16 protein-coding genes are annotated in these 17,268 nt (G+C 69.4%); 6 read left to right on the forward strand and 10 right to left on the reverse strand.

The features are described 5' to 3' along the window. Positions 1-195 precede the first annotated feature (195 nt). From WYO_RS13585 to WYO_RS13600, 4 genes are all read left to right on the forward strand, one after another. Positions 196-2,031 (forward strand): NADPH-dependent assimilatory sulfite reductase hemoprotein subunit, encoded by a 1,836-nt coding sequence (locus WYO_RS13585; RefSeq protein WP_007563313.1) that lies wholly within the window; start codon positions 196-198, stop codon positions 2,029-2,031. Between the two features lie 263 nt (positions 2,032-2,294). After that, positions 2,295-2,594 (forward strand): hypothetical protein, encoded by a 300-nt coding sequence (locus WYO_RS13590; protein ID WP_007563315.1) that lies wholly within the window; start codon positions 2,295-2,297, stop codon positions 2,592-2,594. Beyond that, positions 2,591-3,211 carry a TetR/AcrR family transcriptional regulator gene (locus tag WYO_RS13595; protein WP_007563316.1) on the forward strand — a complete coding sequence of 207 codons (621 nt, stop codon included), beginning with the start codon at positions 2,591-2,593 and terminating at the stop codon, positions 3,209-3,211. The genes WYO_RS13590 and WYO_RS13595 overlap by 4 nt, the downstream gene beginning before the upstream one ends. 461 nt (positions 3,212-3,672) lie before the next feature. Continuing rightward, on the forward strand, positions 3,673-5,853 hold the full coding sequence (locus WYO_RS13600; protein ID WP_039902898.1) for a TonB-dependent siderophore receptor: 2,181 nt from the start codon (positions 3,673-3,675) through the stop codon (positions 5,851-5,853). Between the two features lie 147 nt (positions 5,854-6,000). Here the strand turns inward: WYO_RS13600 and WYO_RS13605 are convergent, their stop codons facing one another. From WYO_RS13605 to WYO_RS13645, 9 genes are all read right to left on the reverse strand, one after another. After that, positions 6,001-7,215 (reverse strand): PepSY-associated TM helix domain-containing protein, encoded by a 1,215-nt coding sequence (locus WYO_RS13605; RefSeq protein ID WP_007563320.1) that lies wholly within the window; start codon positions 7,213-7,215, stop codon positions 6,001-6,003. Positions 7,216-7,280: 65 nt separating this feature from the next. Then, positions 7,281-8,849 carry a galactarate dehydratase gene (gene garD, locus WYO_RS13610; RefSeq protein ID WP_007563323.1) on the reverse strand — a complete coding sequence of 523 codons (1,569 nt, stop codon included), beginning with the start codon at positions 8,847-8,849 and terminating at the stop codon, positions 7,281-7,283. A gap of 14 nt (positions 8,850-8,863) precedes the next feature. Then, positions 8,864-9,634, reverse strand: coding sequence for an HpcH/HpaI aldolase/citrate lyase family protein (locus WYO_RS13615; protein ID WP_007563325.1), 771 nt, complete (start codon positions 9,632-9,634; stop codon positions 8,864-8,866). Between the two features lie 116 nt (positions 9,635-9,750). Next, entirely contained in the window at positions 9,751-10,641 is an 891-nt protein-coding gene (locus WYO_RS13620) for a LysR family transcriptional regulator (protein ID WP_007563327.1), read from the reverse strand. A gap of 183 nt (positions 10,642-10,824) precedes the next feature. After that, complete coding sequence (locus WYO_RS13625) at positions 10,825-11,922, reverse strand: branched-chain amino acid ABC transporter substrate-binding protein (protein WP_047170820.1); 1,098 nt, start codon at positions 11,920-11,922, stop codon at positions 10,825-10,827. Positions 11,923-12,062: 140 nt separating this feature from the next. After that, positions 12,063-13,178 carry a branched-chain amino acid ABC transporter substrate-binding protein gene (locus tag WYO_RS13630; RefSeq protein ID WP_007563331.1) on the reverse strand — a complete coding sequence of 372 codons (1,116 nt, stop codon included), beginning with the start codon at positions 13,176-13,178 and terminating at the stop codon, positions 12,063-12,065. Positions 13,179-13,596: 418 nt separating this feature from the next. Beyond that, positions 13,597-13,920: a hypothetical protein gene (locus WYO_RS13635; protein ID WP_007563333.1), complete on the reverse strand. Its 324-nt coding sequence runs from the start codon at positions 13,918-13,920 to the stop codon at positions 13,597-13,599. A 186-nt stretch (positions 13,921-14,106) separates the two neighbouring features. Next, entirely contained in the window at positions 14,107-14,370 is a 264-nt protein-coding gene (locus tag WYO_RS13640; RefSeq protein ID WP_007563335.1) for a hypothetical protein, read from the reverse strand. 230 nt (positions 14,371-14,600) lie between these two features. Further along, a complete protein-coding gene (locus WYO_RS13645) occupies positions 14,601-15,107 on the reverse strand; it encodes a hypothetical protein (protein ID WP_039902899.1) in 507 nt (168 codons plus the stop codon). Between the two features lie 416 nt (positions 15,108-15,523). On the opposite strand from WYO_RS13645, the gene WYO_RS13650 reads away from it, so the two are divergent. Then, on the forward strand, positions 15,524-16,123 hold the full coding sequence (locus WYO_RS13650) for a PAS domain-containing protein (RefSeq protein WP_007563339.1): 600 nt from the start codon (positions 15,524-15,526) through the stop codon (positions 16,121-16,123). A 28-nt stretch (positions 16,124-16,151) separates the two neighbouring features. Here WYO_RS13650 and WYO_RS13655 read toward each other — a convergent pair whose 3' ends face one another. Next, positions 16,152-16,475, reverse strand: coding sequence for a helix-turn-helix domain-containing protein (locus WYO_RS13655; protein ID WP_039902901.1), 324 nt, complete (start codon positions 16,473-16,475; stop codon positions 16,152-16,154). A gap of 150 nt (positions 16,476-16,625) precedes the next feature. Between WYO_RS13655 and gstA the strand changes: the two genes are divergently transcribed. Further along, entirely contained in the window at positions 16,626-17,255 is a 630-nt protein-coding gene (gstA, locus tag WYO_RS13660; protein ID WP_007563343.1) for a glutathione transferase GstA, read from the forward strand. The last annotated feature ends 13 nt before the right edge of the window (positions 17,256-17,268 follow it).

Consider the following 17,268-nt stretch of genomic DNA (forward strand, 5'->3'; position numbering starts at 1 on the left):
GGTCGGTCCGGGTTTCCAAAGGGCGTGTCGCCCTTTGGCGGGTTGTCAGGGCGGAGCCCCGATGCATCGGGGGGAGCCCGTCGGCGGGGCTCGGCCTCGCACCCGCAGACGCTCTCGGACCTTTGAGACCAGGATGTGTGACGATCCCGCCCGCCCAGGGGGCGGGGACGCAGTCAAGACTTTGGAAGTGATCCCATGGACGACCACAGCCCCCGCGACGACGCCCCGGCCCTGGCTCCGACCCCGGCTCCCCGCGTCTACGAGACGCCGCCCAAGGACCGGCCGATCACCGATGCCGAGGCGGCCCGCGCCGCCCAGCTCGCCGCCAACGAGCACATCAAGATCGCCAGCGGCTATCTGCGCGGCGGCCTGGCCGACGGCCTGCTGAAGCACGCCACCGGGGCGATCTCCGAGGATGACGGGCAGCTCGTGAAGTTCCACGGGATGTACATGCAGGACGACCGCGACCTGCGCCCGGAGCGGACCAAGAAGAAGCTCGACAAGGCCTACAGCTTCATGATCCGCCTGCGCATCGCCGGCGGCGTGATCAGCCCCAAGCAGTGGCTGGCGCTCGACGACATCGCGGTCACCTATGCCGGCGGCGCCCTGCGGGCGACCACGCGCCAGACCTTCCAGTATCACGGCGTGATCAAGTCGAACCTCAAGCGCACGATGGCGGCCATCGACGCGGCCCTGCTCGACACGATCGCGGCCTGCGGCGACGTGAACCGCAACGTCATGGCGGCCACCAACCCAGCCCAGGTCGGCGCCCACAAGGCCGCCCACCGGCTCGCCAAGGACATCTCGGACAGCCTGCTGCCGAAGACCAGCGCCTGGCGCGAGATCTGGCTCGACGGCGAGCGCGTGGTCGGCGGCGAGGAGGAAGAGGTCGAGCCGGTCTACGGCCGCACCTACCTGCCGCGGAAGTTCAAGATCGTCGTGGCGGTGCCACCCTCCAACGAGGTCGACATCTTCGCCCACGATCTCGGCTTCATCGCCATCCTGGACAAGAAGAACCAGGTGACCGGCTGGAACGTCACCGTGGGCGGCGGCATGGGCATGACCCATGGCGAGCCCGACACCTTCCCGCGCACCGCCGACGTGATGGGCTTCGTGGCGCCCGAGGACGCCATCAAGGTCGCCGAGGCGGTGATGACCGTCCAGCGCGACTGGGGCAACCGCAAGAACCGCAAGAACGCCCGGTTGAAGTACACGATCGAGCGCTACGGCTTGGACGCCTTCCGGGCCGAGGTGGAGACCCGGATCGGCAAGACGCTCGGCGCGCCGAAGCCCTTCACCTTTACCAACAACGGCGACCGCTTCGGCTGGACCGAAGGCGATGACGGCCGCCACCACCTGACCCTCTACATCCCCTCCGGCCGGATCAAGGATTACGAGGACGGCCCGCAATTCCTCACCGGCCTGCGCAAGATCGCCGAGGTGCACGAGGGCGATTTCCGCCTCACCGCCAACCAGAACGTGATCATCGCCAACGTCCCCGGGGCCAAGCGCGCCGCGATCGAGGCCCTGGTCGACCAGTACGGCATCACCAAGGGCGCGGGGGCGCTGCGGCGCAACTCCATCGCCTGCGTGGCGCTGCCGACCTGCGGCCTCGCCTTGGCCGAGAGCGAGCGCTACCTGCCGAGCCTGATGACCGAGCTGGAGGAGAGCCTCGCCACGCACGGGCTCGCCGAGGAGGAGATCACGATCCGCTCCACCGGCTGCCCCAACGGCTGCGCCCGCCCGTTCATCGCCGAGATCGGCCTCGTCGGCCGCGGACCCGAGCGCTACCACCTCTATCTCGGCGCCGCCTTCGACGGCTCGCGGCTGGGCAAGCTCTACAAGGAAGACGTCGCGGCCTCCGAGATCCGCGATACGCTGGATCCGCTCTTTGCCGATTTCGCGAAGGGCCGGAAGCCCGGCGAGCATTTCGGCGACTACCTGATCCGGGCCGGCCACGTCGCCCGCACGGTGAACGGGCCGGATTTCCACGACCGGACCGGCGCGCTCAAGCCGGCCGGCCACGCCTGAGCCGACACGGCTCCGGAGCCGGGGCGGCGCCCTCGGCTCCGAACGAGCGGCCTTCTTAAGGTCGGCCGGCCGCTCCGGGGCAGGGGCGGGGTGTTCCGGGGCGAGGCCCCGAACCGGATGCCCTCACCTCACTTGCGTTGACGCGGCGGCCGCGAAGCCAAGATTCGGAAACCATATCGGCTCGCGGCCGCCTCCTGAGAACGAACGTTCATTGACGTGAGAATGAGCGTTCATTACGACGGAGAGGCAAGCAGGAGTGAGCCATGGCTCTGTCGCTCGAAGGCCGTTGGTCCGATCTGGATGAGGACCGGTTCGATCCGTCCGGGACGGGGGCCACGCATCTCCTCACGACCCTTCGGGCGTTCTGCACCCCGGCGAACCTCACCTTCGCGGCCGTGCTGGTCCTCGCCTGGATGGCGCTGATCAGCTGGACCGGGGCGGGCCCGAAGGGCTGGCAGGCGCGCCTCTGCGCGGATCTGAGCCAGACGGCCCAGGCCTGCGCCGCCACCGGCTCTGCGAAGGACCAGAGCCGCGTCGCCGCGGTCGCGCAGTTCGCCCCGTGACCGTGACGGCGAGCGCCGAGGCACGGCGGGAGCACATCCTCGACGCCGCCGAAGCCTGTTTCGTGCGCAACGGCTTCCACCGGGCCACCATGCAGGACCTCGCCCGCGAGGCCGCGATGAGCCCGGGCAACTTCTACCGCTACTTCGAATCCAAGGAGGCCCTGGTCGTCGGCCTGGTCGAGCGCGAATGCGCGCGCGGTGCCGAGCGCGTCGCCGAGATGGAGCGCAGCGGCGACCGGCGCGGCGCCCTGCTCGACATCATCGCGCGGTACTTCGTGTCGGTCACCCGCGAGGCCGCGGTGCTGCGCATGGAGATCTGGTCCGAGGCCACCCGCAACCCCGCCATCGCCGACCTGACCGCGCGGACCGAGGCGGAGACCCGCGACTGGTTCACCGCGACCTTCGCGGCGCTGGCCACCAGCCCGGATTGCGACCCGGACCATCTCTACGCGCTGCTCGCCCCGCTGATGAAGGGGATCCTGGTCAGCCGCGCGATCCTGCCCGATTACGACCCGACCCCCGCGGTGGCCCAGCTCCACACTCTGCTGGAGACCGGCCTCGACGGCCGCCTGCCGCGCGCCACCCGCGCCGGGCCGCGGATCACCGCGCTCGCCTGAGCGGCCCCGGGCCCGATCGCCCCACCATCGGGCCCGGCCCGGACGCTCCCCGAGATCGCGCGCCCGGACGCGGCGCGCGGTAGGCCGGCCGGCCTGCAATCCCCCCCTCATGCGGGCCGGCCGGCTGCACCCAGCTGCGCGGCGCGCCTCTCCCCGTTACAGGCGTGACCTGCGCCCGACGCTGATTCGAACAGCGTCACTGTTCCGGTGGGATCCGGATCGCAGTGACGGCCCGGATCCACGTTTGGACGTGCACCATCGGCGCTGCGCACGTTAAAGTAGGCATATCCGGTCGAATTTGAAGTTATTCCAATGGCAATGTGTGACACGCCGGTCACGCTGGATGAGATCCCGTGCCCCCGAGCGCAGCACTTACAATCAAGCATTGAAACGGAACCGCAATCGTACTCAAGGATCGAAGCGCCTCAAGGCGACGATCTTCTTGAGAACGACTAAAAACTATGCCGCAGGGTTACGAAAATCGAATTTTTGCTGCAAGAACCGGACGGATTTCTTTCGCGTCTACGCCGCCCGGACTGGCAATCACCCTGCTTCTGGCATCGACGACTGTCGTTCACGCACAATCCAATGCCGTTCAGAACGAGGTCGTCCTCTCGGAGCTGAGCGTCACCGGCACTGGCCCGGCCGTAGAGCGGGCGGACAGCCCGGTCGTGGGCTACCGCGCTACGCGCTCGGCGACCGCGACCAAGACCGACACGCCGGTGCGCGACTCCCCGCAATCGATCAACATCGTCCCGCGCCAGGTAATCACGGACCAGCAGGATCTGCGCCTGACCGATGCCGTGACCAATGTCAGCAACGTGACACCCGGCAGCACCGTCCAGGGGCGCTCGCAGAACTACGTCATCCGCGGTTTCTCCACGCAGGTCTTCGCGATCGACGGCGTCCTGACCAACCCGGCGATCAACTTCTACCCGGTGGAACGCGACCTCGCGAACGCCGAACGGGTCGAGGTGATCAAGGGGCCGGCCTCCGTGTTGTTCGGCCGGGGCGATCCGGGCGGTGTCGTCAACATCGTCACCCGCCGGCCGACCCTGGAGCCGACCGCGGATGCGAGCGTCCAGGGCGGCAGCTTCGGCTTCCGGCGGTTCCAGGGCTCGGTCTCGAGCGCGATCCCGTCCATCGACGGTCTCGCCGCGCGTCTTACCGTCGCCGCGCAGGAGGATCCGACCTTCCGCAATATCGGCGACAACACCAATCGCCGCGTCTTCATTGCACCGGCCCTGAGCTGGACGCCGAGCGCCGACACCCGGGTCTACATCAACGCGGAAGCCACCAGCCAGCGCACTCAGTACGACGAGGGACTGATCGCGTTTCGCGGGCGCGTGCCGCTCGACAACATCCGCCGGTATTACGGCGAACCGTCCTCGCGCTATTACGGCGAGTTCAATGCGATCACGATGCGGGCCGAGCACGACGTCAATGAGAACCTGACGCTGCGGCAAGTCATCAACGGGCAATGGGGCGCCTTCAACACGTTTGCGGCCCGCGCCACCGGCGTCACCAATGCCGGCACCCAGGTCACGCGCCGCGACGTCTCAATCGACTCGCATTTCGCCGCCGTGGATACCCAGACCGAGGCGGTGATGAAGTTCGACACGCTCGGCTTCGCTCACACCGCCCTCGTGGGCTTCGAATATACCAACGGTTTCCGCCACGCCTATTCCCAGCAGGGCTCCTACACCCCGGTCAGCTTCTTCAATCCGGTCTTTGGCGGGATCCCCGGGGCGCTCTCGCTCCAGCAAGACCTGAAGCAGAAGCTCGAATTGTTCGGCTTCTACCTGCAGGACCAGATCGCCCTCACGCCCGAGCTGCAGCTCGTGCTCGGCGCTCGGTTCGATCTCGGCACCCAATATTTCTTTGCCCGCTTGCCGGGTTCGAAGACCCAGCCCCCCGAGCAGGAGCTGTTCGGCGCCTCGCCGCGCGTCGGCCTGATCTATCGGCCGTTCGAGCCCCTGACCTTCTATGCCAGCTACGCCACCTCCTTCGTGCCCCAGACCGCGAACGTGCTCAACGTCGTCAACCCGGCGCCCGAGACCGGCGAGCAGGTCGAGGTCGGAACCCGCATCGACATCAGCCCCGACCTGACCTTGAGCGCGGCCGCCTTCCGGATCACCCGGGACAACGTCGCCGGCAACGACCCGGTCAACACGGGCTTTTCGGTGATCACCGGCCAACAGCGCTCGGAGGGTGTCGAGGCGGATCTGGCCGGCGAGATCCTTCCGGGCTGGAAGGTCATCGGCGGCGTCGGCTATCTCGATGCGCGGATCACCAAGGACAGGGTCTTCGCGGTCGGAAACCGCCTCGTCGGCGCGCCGGCCTTCAGCGGCAGCGTGTGGACGACCTACGATGTCCAGGCCGGTCCCCTGCGAGGGCTCGGCCTTGGGTTCGGCATCACCCATGTCGGCCAGCGCTTCGGCGACCTCAACAACAGTTACAAGGTCGGGGCATACAATCGGGTCGACGCGGCGGTGTATTACGACATCAACGCGCATTACCGGCTCTCGGTCAATGTCCGCAACCTGACCAACGCGCGTTACATCGAGCAGCCGACCAATCAGTTCAATAATACCCCCGGCGCGCCCTTCACGGTCCTGGCGACGATCACCGCGCGGATGTGAGCCGCGCGGCCGGGCCGGCCAAAGTCGTGGTTCCACAAGGTCTCGGATCTTGTGCGGGTCCAGAGCGGAATCTTGGCATCTCGGGGCTCCGCCCCCGAACCCCGCCAAAGGGCTGAGCCCTTTGGGAACCCGGTCTTCCCCGCGCTCCTATCGGCCGGTGCAGCCGACGGGCTCGCGGTGGGGGTTTGCCGCGCGCACGGGCGGCGCGGGGCGGCGCCGGCGGGCGGCGCGGCGGCGCAGGATGTAGAGGGTCAGGCCGGTGGCGGCGAAGCCCGGCAGGGACAGCGCCGCCAGGCAGAACAGCAGCGCGACCAGGCTGCCGAAGAACCGGCCGCGATGCACCTCCAGGGCATTCTCGATGAGGCGCCGCCCCAGCGGCGTGTCGGCGGCGTGCTCGGTGGCGAGCAGCGCCCCCGTGGCGGCGTCGTAGCGCGCCTCGTTGCGGGCGCTCAAGGCGTCGACGCCCCGGGGCAGCCACCGGATGCGGATCGCCTTCGTGTCGGCCCCCGGCAGGGTGAGGATCACGAGGCCGGCCTCCTGCCCCTCGCCGGCCCGGAACGCCGCCCAGGCCCGGTCGAGGGCGGGCTCGGACCCGGCCTCCGGCGCCGGGGACACCTCCCGGTTTCCGGCCCTGCGGGCGGGCTTCGTTCGCTCCGGCGTCCCGGCGAGCAGCCAGGTCACCCCGTCCTTGAACGACGGGTAGGACCAGGTCAGGCCGGTCAGCGCGATGACCAGGTAGACCGGCGTCAGCCAGGTCCCGGCCACGGCGTGCAGGGACCACCAGCGCGGCCGGCCGGGCCGCGACAGGCTCGGCTTCAGCCAGATCCGCCAGCGATGGACCTTGGGCCAGCGCAGATAGAGGCCGGTGGCGAGAAAGGCGATCAGGGCCAGGGTGCAGGCGCCCGTGATGGTCCGGCCCCAGCCCTTGGACCCGCCGGGGAGCAGCAGCCAGCGGTGCAGGTCCCGCACCGTCGTGAACGCCGCCTCGAGCCGCACCGGCCCGAGCACCGCGCCGTCATAGGGGTCGGCATAGACTGAGGGCGGCCGCGCGCGGGTCTCGGGATCCCGGGCAAAGCGCACGAACACGCTGGCCTGCGGGTCGTCCGACAGGGTGAGGACGTTCACCCGGCGGCCGTCCGCCTGGGCATCGATCCGGGCGGCGAGGGCCGTGGGGGCGAGGGGCACCCGGTCCCCCGCCTCGACCCGCGTCCGGTCGCGGTTGGCGAAGGCGGTGATCGCCTCCTCGTAGCTCATCAGCGCCCCGGTCACGCCCATGAGGGCGAGCACGAAGCCGGCGGTGAGGCCGAGCGCCCAGTGCAGGCGGAAGAGAACGGTCCGGGGGGCGGGAATCGGCAGCGTCATGGCAGTGCCGGATGCCTAGCAGAGTCCGGCCGCGCATGCGACGCCCCGCCGCATGCACCCGGGCTTCAGGTGATCGGCGCCGGGTTGAACAGGGTCAGGTCGTTGAACAGGCCCCAGCGGTCGGACCAGGGCTGCTTGCGCCCGCTCGCTACGTCGAGGATCAGGTGGAACAGCTCCCAGCCGACCTGCTCGATCGTGGCTTGGCCGGTGGCGATGCGGCCGGCATCGAGGTCGATCAGGTCGGACCAGCGCTCGGCGAGCTCGGTCCGGGTCGCGACCTTGATCACCGGGGCCTGACTGAGACCGTAGGGCGTGCCGCGGCCGGTGGAGAACACCTGCAGGGTGATCCCCGAGGCGAGCTGGAGCGTGCCGCAGACGAAGTCGCTCGCCGGGGTCGCGGCGAAGATCAGCCCCTTCTCGCGCACCCGCTCGCCCGGCGCCAGGACGCCCGAGATCGCGCCGGTGCCGGATTTGGCGACCGAGCCCAGGGCCTTCTCGACGATGTTGTTGAGGCCGCCCTTCTTGTTGCCGGGCGACGGGTTGGCCCTCCGGTCGGCCTCGCCCTTGGCGAGATAGGCATCGTACCAGGCCATCTCGCGGATCAGGGCCTGGGCGACCTCCGGGTTCTTGGCCCGCGGGGTCAGGAGATGGATCGCGTCGCGCACCTCCGTGACCTCGGAGAACAGCACGGTGCCGCCGCAGCGCACCAGGAGGTCGGCCGCGAAGCCGAGCGCCGGGTTGGCGGTGACGCCCGAGAAGGCGTCGCTGCCGCCGCATTGCAGGCCGACCACGAGTTCGGAGGCCGGGCAGGTCTCGCGGGTGCGGCGGTTCAGCACTTCCAGGCGGGCTTCCGCCATGGCCAGGATGCTGTCGAGCATCGCGGAAAAGCCCTGGTGGCGCTCGTCCTGGAGGCGGACCACCCCGTCCCCGGCCGCGCCGCCATCGGGCAGCAGCCGCTCCGAGACGAGCTTCTCGCAGCCCAGCCCCACGACCATGACCTCGCCGCCGAAATTCGGGTTCTGGGCCAGGCTCTGGAGGGTCCGGATCGGCACCACCGCCTCGGGGGCGTTGATGGCGACGCCGCAGCCATAGGCGTGGGTGAGGCCGACTACGTCGTCGACGTTGGGGAAGCGCGGCAGCAGCTCCTGCTTGATCCGCCGGATCGCCACGTCGAGGGTGCCGGCGACGCATTGCACGCTGATCGAGATCGCCAGGATGTTCTTGGTGCCCACCGACCCGTCCGGGTTCCGGTAGCCCTCGAAGGTGTAGCCCTCGAGCGGCGCTAAGGGAGCCGGCACCCGGGTGGCGAGCTCCAGCGCGTCGAGGGCGGGGGCAACCGGGGTCGCGACCCGGGATTCCTCGACCCAGGCGCCCCGCGGGATGTCCTGCGTGGCGATGCCGACCACCTCGCCGTAGCGGCGCACTTCCCCACCCTCCGGGATGTCACTGAGCGCCACCTTGTGACCCTGCGGCACGAACTCGGTGAGCCGCAGCCCGTCCGGGAAGGTCGTGCCGGCGGGCAGCCCGAAGGCGTTGACCACAATGGCGACGTTGTCGCGCGCGCTCAGCCGGATCGTGCGCGGCACGTCCCCGGCCGGGCGCTCGCGGATCGCGCTGTCGGTCTCGGCCTGCATCGGGTGTTCCTCGCTCAGCCTTCGGTGCGGAAGCGGCCGGCCAGCGCCTCGGCGTTGCGCGCGAGCAGCCCCAGATCCGAGCCGACCGCGGTGAACCGGGTGCCGGCCGCGATGTAGCGCTTGGCCAGCTCCTCGCTCGGCGTGAGGATGCCGGCATGCTTGCCGGCCGTGACGATCCGGCCGACCGCGTCCTCGATGGTGCGGACCACCTCGGGATGGCCCTGCTGGCCGAGATAGCCGAGGCTGGTGGAGAGGTCGCCGGGTCCGATGAACACGCCGTCCACGCCCTCGACGGCGGCGATCGCGTCCAGATTGTCGAGGGCGCGGCGCGACTCGACCTGCACGATCACGTAGATCTCGGCCTCGCAGCGGGTGTGGTAGTCCGGGATGCGGCCGAACCGGGCGGCCCGGGGGGCCTGCGAGAAGCCGCGGATGCCGCGGGGCGCGTAGCGCGTCGCGGCCACGACCCGCTCGGCCTGCGCGGCATCGTCGATATTGGGGATCATCAGCGATTGCGCGCCGGCATCCAGGATGCGCTTGATGGTGATCGGATCGTCGCTCGGCACCCGCACCACCGGGTTGGTGGCGTTCTCCATCATCGCCTGAAGCTGGACGTAGATATCCCGCAGGTCGTTGGCCGAGTGCTCCATGTCGAGGAGCAGCCAGTCGAACCCGGCGCCGGCGACGATCTCGGTGGAGATCGGGCTGGCGAGGCTGCACCACAGGCCGATCTGCTGGCGCCCCTCGCCGAGGGCGGCCTTGAAGCGGTTGGTGAGTCTGTCCATCGCGATCCCTCCGGGCGGCTCCGGGCGTCTGCGCGCCGTCTTGCCGTATCAGGCGCAGCCTTTCGGCCGCGCGTCAAAGCCAAAGGCTGGATCGATCGATGCCGGAAGCGCATGGATCAGGGCGCGGGCAGCTCCGCCAGGATCGCGACCAGCCGGGCGATCAGCGGCTCGTCCGCGTCGCGCCGCCAGGCCAGGACGAGCTCGGCGGGGCGGGGGGCGGGCAGCAGCAGCGGCCGGAACACCACGCCCTCGAAGCGCAGCCGCTCGGCCGCCGCCGGCACCAGAGCGATGCCGAGATCGGCCCGGACCAGGGCCAGGATCGAGTGAATCTGGGTGAGCCGCTGCACGATCCGGGGCTCCACCGCGGCCTCGGCGAGCAGGGCCTGAACCAGGTCGTGGAAGTAGCGGGCCTCGTTCGGCGCGTAGGCGATGAGCGGCTCGCCGCCGAGCTCGCCCGGGGTGAGATGCGCGCGCACGGCCAAAGCATTTCCGGCCGGCAGCGCCGCCAGCATGGGCTCGGCCAGCGCCCGGACGGCGATCAGGTCCGGATGGGTGACCGGCGGGCGCACCAGCGCGGCGTCGATGCGGCCGGCGAGCAGCTCCTCGAGCTGATCCCGGCTGACCATCTCGCGCAGGGCGAGCGTGACGTCGGGCAAGGCCCGCCGGAGCGCGGTGACGAGGCGGGGCAGGAAGTCGTAGGCCGAGGCCGCGGTGAAGCCGAGCTTCAGCACCCCCGCGCGCCCGGCCGCCACCTGGCGGGTGACGTGGGTCGCGGTCTCGGCCAGCCGCAGGATGCGCTGCGCCTCCGGGAGGAAGCTGCGCCCGGCCGCGGTCAGCCGGACGGAACGGCTGGTCCGCTCCAGGAGCTGCACGTCGAGGATCCGCTCCAGCACCTGGATCTGCCGCGACAGGGGCGGCTGGGTCATGTTCAGCCGGGCGGCCGCGCGCCCGAAATGCAGCTCCTCCGCCACGGCGGCGAAGCACCGGAGCTGGCTGAAATCGAACATCGGTTCTCCCCTGCGCGTCGCGACGCGGAGCGGGATCATAAGGCTTCGGCGCCCCACGGTCGTTCGACCGATAGAGGTACCCGCCTCCGCCGGATCGACGCACGGGTCCCGGGATTCCAAAGGGCCCGCGGCCCTGTGGCGGGGTTCGGGGCGCGCAGCCCCGAAATTCGCAGGGCAGCGCCCTTACGGCGTCAGCTCGTGGCCGGAATAGTCGATCTTGCCGTCCGGGCCCTTCGTCCAGACGTGCATGACGTAGTCGAGCCGGGTGATGTCGCCCTTCGTGTCGTAGGCGATCGGGCCGATGACGGTCTCCACCGGCTTGCCCTGGTGCAGCCAGTCGGCCAGCGCCTTGCCGTCGGCGGAGCCGGTCTCGGCCACCGCCTTGGCCAGCACCTGCACCGCCGCGTAGGCGTAGAGGGTGAAGGCCTCGGGATCGATGTTCTTGGCCTTGAACGCGGCCACCGCCGCCTGGGCGTTCGGGTTCTTACGCGGGTCGGCCGGGAAGGTCATCAGCGTGCCCTCGGCGGCCGGGCCGGCGATCTGGGCGAATTCCTTGTCGGCCACGGCATCGCCGCCCGCCACGATCGCCTTGAGGCCCTGGTCGTGCATCTGCCGGAGGATCAGCCCGGCCTCGGTGTGGTAGCCGCCGTAATAGACCAGATCGACAGTGGCGGATTTCAGCTTGGAGACCAGCGCCGAGTAATCCTTCTCGCCCGGGTTGATGCCCTCGACCATCACGGCCTTGCCGCCCTTGGCCTTGAACGCCTTCTGGGTCTCGTCGGCCAGGCCCTTGCCGTAGGGGGTCTTGTCGTGGACGAAGGCGATGCGCTTGTCCTTGAAGTGATCGGCCAGATACGCCCCGGCGACCGCGCCCTGCTGGTCGTCCCGGCCGCAGGTGCGGAAGGTGTTCCACATCCCGCGGTCGGTGAACTTCACGTTGGTGGAGGCCGGGGTGATCTGGATGATGCCGGCGTCGAGATAGACGTCGGAGGCCGGGATCGACACGCCGGAATTGTAGGTGCCGACCACCATCTTGACTCCGGCGCCGGCGAACTTGTTGGCGACCGAGACGCCCTGCTTCGGGTCGGAGGCGTCGTCGCCGACCACGCTCTCGAAGGTCCGGCCCTTGATGCCGCCGGCCTTGTTGATGTCCTCGATCGCCTGGCTGGCGCCGTTCTTCACCTGCGCCCCGAAGGCCGCGTAGGCGCCAGTCAGCGGCGCGGCGATGCCGATCTTCACCGGTCCGCCCTTGTCCTGCGCCTGCGCGGCGCCCGCCGTCAGGAGCCCAAGGAGACAAAACGCCAGGGTTGCTCTCACGATACGCTCCCAGATCGAACAGGGCGCCCCCGGGGCAGGACGGGGCGGTTACCCGGAACGCGCCGCCGATCCGGCGGCGCGCGCGTCACGGCGTAGCGCCGGTCCTACGGCGCGACCTCGTTGCCGGCGTAGTCGATCCGGCCGTCCGGGCCCTTCTTCCAGGCATAGATGACGTAGTCGGGCCGGGTGAGGTCGCCCTTCTTGTCGTAGGCGATCGGGCCGACCACGGTGTCGATCGTCTTGCCCTGGTGCAGCCAGTCGGCCAGCACCTTGCCCTCGCTCGAGCCGGTCTCGGCCACGGCGCGGGCGAGCACCTGCACGGCCGCGTAGGCGTAGAGCGTGTAGGCGTCGGGATCGATGTTCTTGGCCTTGAACGCGGCGACCGCCGCCTGGGCGTTCGGGTTCTTGCGGGCATCCGGCGAGAAGGTCATCAGCGTACCCTCGGCGCCGTCGCCGGCGATCTGCACGAATTCCTTCGGGGCGAGGCCGTCACCGCCGACCATCGTCGCCTTGAGGCCCTGGTCGCGCATCTGGCGCAGGATCAGCCCCGCTTCCGTATGGAAGCCGCCGTAATAGACCACGTCGACATTGGCCGACTTCAACTTGGAGACCAGCGCCGAGTAATCCTTCTCGCCCGGGTTGACGCCCTCGAACAGCACCTCCTTGCCGCCCTTGGACTTGAGCGTCATCTGCGTCTCCTGAGCCAGGCCCTTGCCGTAGGCCGACTTGTCGTGGACGAAGGCGATGCGCTTGTCCTTCAGGTGCGCGGCCAGATACGTGCCGGCCACGACGCCCTGCTGGTCGTCCCGGCCGCAGGTGCGGAACGTGTTCCACATCCCGCGCTCGGTGAACTTCACGTTCGTGGAGGCCGGGGTGACCTGGACGATGCCGGCATCGAGATAGACGTCGGAGGCCGGGATCGACACGCTCGAGGCGAAGGCGCCGACCACCATCTTGACCCCCTCCGCGGCGAGCTTGTTGGCCACCGAGACGCCCTGCTTCGGGTCGGAGGCGTCGTCGCCGTAGACCGCCTCGAAGAAGCGGCCCTTGATGCCGCCGGCCTTGTTGATGTCCTCGATCGCCTGGCTGGCGCCGTTCTTCACCTGCACGCCGAAGGCCGCGTAGGGCCCAGTCACGCCGGCGGAGATACCGATCTTCAGCGGGCCGCTCTTCTCCTGGGCCTGCACGGCACCGATCGTCAGAAGACCAGCAATGGCCATCGACAGTATTGTTCTCACGCCCGCCCCCGCGCTCAAAGATGAAGCCGCGTCTGCAGCCTGAGGCAACAGCGCGACCAGACTCGTGGGCCGCCCACCGATCTATGGCGACACAGGCTTGAGCTTGTTTTCAACCTGACCCGCCGTCAAGGCCGCAAGCATTCGGGATGCCGCGCGCGGGTTTCATCTGACGCGGTTCCAGGGCCGAAGCCGCGACGCGGGCGGGCCTGGCTCGCGGAATGAGGGTGTGGGGTGGCGAGCACCGCTCGGCGGCGGCACGGCCCGGGAACGCCCCCGAGGCCGGGGTTTCAGCGCGCGAAAACGCCTCCCCGGCACGTGGCGCCGAGGAGGCCCTGTCATGTCCCGTCGTCTGCGAAAGCGAGACCGATCGCGGCCTCAGCCCCGCGTGCCGGCGGTCCGGTCAGCAGCTCAGGCGGCGGCCCTCGCGACGCCCGAAGGTCCGGTAATGCGCCGCGCCGGATTCCATCTGGCCGTTCGACACCGCCCGGCGGACATCCGGGTTGCAGCGCAGGTACTCGCGCTCGTCGAACCCGCCATAGGCGCGCTCGCCGTAGCCGCGATCCCCCCGATAGCCGCGGTCACGCCCCCGGTAATCGTCGTCGCGATCCCGGCCGCCGTAATCCCGATCCCCGTAGCCGTAATCGGGGCCGCGCTGCGCCTGAGCCGGACCGAGTGCGGACATCACGCCGAAGCCGACGGCGACCGCTGCCAAAAACGCTTTCATCGTACCTGTCTCCTATCGGAGGCTTGAAACGCGGTGCGCCGCAGATGGTTCGATCGGCCTCCGGAGCCGTCTCGGGCGCGCCGGATCCGGCGGCGGCGCGGCGCATGAAAAAGGCCCGGCCGCGGTCTCCGCCACGGCCGGGCCTGCGATGGGCGACCCGGGACGCGGCCCGGGCGGCGTCCCGCCTTACATGCGGTGCATCATCTCGCGGCGCATCATGCGGTGACGCATCTCCCGGTGCATCATGCGACGCTCCATGTGCCGGCGCATCATCCGGCGCTCCATGTGGCGACGCTCCATCCGGCGCTCCATGCGGTCCATCTGGACGGTCGAGACGATATCGGCCGGGGCGGCGACGGCGCCGGGCGCGAGCGGGGCGGCGGAAGCGGGGGTCGCGACGGCGGCGCCGAGGGCGGCCAGCAGGGCCGCGGTGAGGATCGTGGTGCGCAAAGGATGTTTCCTCTCGTGCCGCCATCGGGGGGCGGTGGTTTCTCTAGGAACCGTGAGCGGAGCAAATCCTTCCCGGGTCCAGCCCAGCAAGCCGCAGGCTGCCGAGATGGTTCCGTGGCGGCCCGGACCGGGCGCGACGCCGCGCGCCTGATCGCGAGGTCGTGACGGGCGCGAATCCCCGGCGGCCGCCGGGCCGCCGCTGGAGAGGCGGTTGAGGCGGTTGAGGCCGATCAGGCTTCCAGGCGCGGCACCGCGCCGGGGGTCGGCAGCGGGTGGCTGACGCTCGTCGCACCCAGATCGCCACGGGGCTGGCCGTTCAGCTCCGACGGGGCGGGGCGCGGCAGTTCCAGGGCCGGCAGCGTGATGCTTTTCGAGTCGTTGCGCAGCGTGATCTGCTTGACCGCGACGGCTTGCCGGCCCCGCATCAGCGGGTTTTGGCGCACGTAGCTGATGAATTCCTCGGCCGCCCGCAGCTTAGACTTGTTCTGCTCGGCCTCTTCCGCCCGGATCCGCTCGGCCTCGGCTTCCCGGATCTTGGCCTCCTGGGCCTGGTGCTGCAGTTCGAGCGACGCGAAAGCAAGCCCCGTCGCCGCACGATCGAAGACAGAGCTCACGCGCAATGTCGGGCTGGAGAATAAAATATAAATGCTGTTGGCGACCAGAAACGTCGTCACCAAAAACACCCCCAGATCGGCCACGTGCCCGCTGACGGTCCAGAAGACCAGCACGACCGCCAACGATAGGACGGAGAGTCCGAGAAGAATATACCGCAACGCTGACATGATCTAGCCTAAGTTCATTTTTTTGAACCGAATTGATGGATTTTATAAAGGTTTCGGCCCTGAAAGGCAAATCTAGCGGTACCTTCTGCGATCCACAGCCTTCGTTCCCGGCCTCGGCTGCACGCCCTCGCACGCCCCGCTTCGGTGCGCTGCAGCCCTGCAACGGCCGGACCTCCGGGACCGAACGCCGCCCCATCCGTCGATGCGGACGGCGTCCCGGTCCGACGGCGCGCCGCGCCCGAGCCAAGCGCGGCTGTTGCCGACGCGCTCTATTCGCCCGACGATTTCTGTTACATCCGGCTCCTAAGCCCGCGCAGGTTCAGTAACCGGCAATGCGCGGGCGTACGATACCGATATCGGGGGATATCCTGTTGGACCATTCGGACGATGTCGTCTCCGAGGCGGCCCTGATCGCGGCGCTCGACGCCTCCGGCGGCGTCGGGTTCTGGATGTGGGACATCGTCAACGACGACGCGCGCGCCGATCCGGTCACGGCGCTGCTGTTCAACATCAGCCCGGCCCGGTCGAGGGCCGGGGTGAGCCTGGCCGAGATCCTGAGGGCGGTCTATCACGAGGACCAGGCGCACATCTCGCAGGTCATCCTGGATTGCGTGCAATCCGGCGGCTCCTACACCGCGGAATACCGGGTGCAATCCCCGGAAGGCCGCCTGCGCTGGCTCTTCACCCGCGGGCATTTCTACCTGGACGAGGCCGGCCATCCCACGACCGGCCGGGGCGTCGTCGTCGAGATCTCGGACAGCAAGCCCACCAGAACCGCCTTCGCGACCCGGGACGGGCGCACGATCGAGGACGCGCTGAACAAGACCGCCGATTTGTGCCTGTCCCTGCACAACGCCGTGTCGGAATTCGGCGACCCGCGCATCGTCGCCCTGACCGAGACCCTGCTGCTCGAGATCGGCAAGCACTTGGCCGACCGGCAGCGCTCCGGGCCGAATCCGTCCCTGCATTGACCGCGACGGGCGCGGGCCGGGGCGGCGCTCAGACCGCGTTACGCTGCTTCAGCCACAAGCCGAATTCCTGGACGACGGCCACGACCTTCTTCAGGCGCAGGCCGTCCTCGGTCAGCGCGTAATCCACCTTGACCGGCGTCGTCGGATACACGGTGCGCTTGATCAGGCCGGCGGCTTCGAGGGCGCGCAGATCCAGGGTGAGCATCCGCTGCGAGATGCCCGGCATGTCGCGCCGGAGCTCGTTGAAGCGCTTCGGCCCATCGATCAGGTAGGACACCAGGAGCAGCCGCCAGCGGCCGCCGAGCAGGTGCATCGCGTGCTCTACGGAGCAGCCCGTCACGGTCTCCCTCATCGGCCTGGACCCCGGCCGGGCACAGTATAATTCTTGTGCCCAACGCTCAAACTCTTGCGTTCTTCCGCCATCATCTCGTCTGCGCTAGGCATAACTCAGGAAACCACGGTTTCCGACATCGCCGCAACAGCGCGTTTTCCGAGTCTATCCATGAAGCTGTACTACATCCCCGCGAGCTGCTCGCTCGCGCCGCACATCGTCGCCCACGAGCTCGGGCTCGACCTTACCGTCTGCCGCGTCGATCACGCCACGCACAGGACGGAGGCGGGGGAGGATTACGGCGCCATCAACCCGCACGGCTACGTCCCGGCGCTGGCCCTCGACGACGGCTCGGTCCTGCGGGAGGGCCCCGCGATCCTGCAATACCTGGCCGACTTGAAGCCGGAGGCGCGCCTGGCCCCGGAAAACGGGAGCCTCGCTCGCTACCGCCTCCAGGAAATGCTCGGATTCCTCAATTCCGAGATCCACAAGGGCTTCATTCCGCTGCTCTACGCCCGGCTGGCGGGGCGCTGGGTCGAGACCGCCAAGCCCAGGCTCGCGGCGCGCTATGCCTGGATCGACGCCCAGCTCGCCGGGCGGGACTTCCTGATGGGCGGCACGTTCACGGTCGCCGACGCCTACCTGTTCGCGCTCACCGGCTGGGGCCAGGCCCCGTGGCTGACCTCGTATTACCGGGCCGACATCCAGTTCGACGAACTGCACAACCTCCAGGCCTGGTACGGCCGGGTGCGCGGGCGCCCCGCGGTGCGGCAGGCCCTGCAGGCGGAGGGGCTGCGCTAAGCCTCGGCCGGGC

This window comes from Methylobacterium sp. GXF4 (genome assembly GCF_000272495.1).
In the GTDB taxonomy this organism is placed as follows: Bacteria; Pseudomonadota; Alphaproteobacteria; order Rhizobiales; family Beijerinckiaceae; genus Methylobacterium; species Methylobacterium brachiatum.

Excerpts from the sequence above, each read along its gene's own strand:
- WYO_RS13585 (WP_007563313.1), top strand. The coding sequence starts at position 196 with ATGGACGACCACAGCCCCCGCGACGACGCCCCGGCCCTGGCTCCGACC.
- WYO_RS13590 (WP_007563315.1), top strand. The coding sequence starts at position 2,295 with ATGGCTCTGTCGCTCGAAGGCCGTTGGTCCGATCTGGATGAGGACCGG.
- WYO_RS13600 (WP_039902898.1), top strand. The coding sequence starts at position 3,673 with ATGCCGCAGGGTTACGAAAATCGAATTTTTGCTGCAAGAACCGGACGG.
- WYO_RS13605 (WP_007563320.1), bottom strand. The coding sequence starts at position 7,215 with ATGACGCTGCCGATTCCCGCCCCCCGGACCGTTCTCTTCCGCCTGCAC.
- garD (WP_007563323.1), bottom strand. The coding sequence starts at position 8,849 with ATGCAGGCCGAGACCGACAGCGCGATCCGCGAGCGCCCGGCCGGGGAC.
- WYO_RS13615 (WP_007563325.1), bottom strand. The coding sequence starts at position 9,634 with ATGGACAGACTCACCAACCGCTTCAAGGCCGCCCTCGGCGAGGGGCGC.
- WYO_RS13620 (WP_007563327.1), bottom strand. The coding sequence starts at position 10,641 with ATGTTCGATTTCAGCCAGCTCCGGTGCTTCGCCGCCGTGGCGGAGGAG.
- WYO_RS13630 (WP_007563331.1), bottom strand. The coding sequence starts at position 13,178 with ATGGCCATTGCTGGTCTTCTGACGATCGGTGCCGTGCAGGCCCAGGAG.
- WYO_RS13635 (WP_007563333.1), bottom strand. The coding sequence starts at position 13,920 with ATGAAAGCGTTTTTGGCAGCGGTCGCCGTCGGCTTCGGCGTGATGTCC.
- WYO_RS13655 (WP_039902901.1), bottom strand. The coding sequence starts at position 16,475 with ATGAGGGAGACCGTGACGGGCTGCTCCGTAGAGCACGCGATGCACCTG.
- gstA (WP_007563343.1), top strand. The coding sequence starts at position 16,626 with ATGAAGCTGTACTACATCCCCGCGAGCTGCTCGCTCGCGCCGCACATC.